Here is a 339-nt window from a genome sequence, read left to right as displayed (position 1 = left end):
TTTCTGTCCGACCTCCAACCTTTACCTCGGCAGCGGCTTATTCAACTTGAAAAAAGCATGGCAGAAGAAAGTCAAAGTGGGCATGGGAACAGATATCGGTGCCGGAACAACTTTTAACATGCTGCAAACGCTGAACGAAGCCTACAAGGTATTGCAATTACAAGGCTATCGCCTCTCGGCATATGAAGCGTTTTACCTGGCCACGCTCGGCGGAGCGAAATCTCTGGGCCTTGACGATTTGATTGGCAACTTTTTACCTGGCAAAGAGGCTGATTTCGTGGTGATGGAACCCACTGCCACTCCGCTACAGCAGCTGCGCTATGACAACTCTGTTTCTTT

At 49.3% G+C, this 339-nt stretch carries 1 protein-coding gene; it reads left to right on the top strand.

Going from position 1 to position 339, the window contains the following annotated elements:
• Window positions 1-339, top strand: a 339-nt coding sequence (locus LZP73_RS19555; RefSeq protein ID WP_234236581.1) for an amidohydrolase family protein, incomplete at both ends; no start/stop codon positions are given.

The organism is Shewanella sp. AS16, from assembly GCF_021412365.1.
Classification (GTDB): domain Bacteria; phylum Pseudomonadota; class Gammaproteobacteria; order Enterobacterales; family Shewanellaceae; genus Shewanella; species Shewanella salipaludis.
This window is presented reverse-complemented; position numbering and strand designations above follow the sequence as displayed.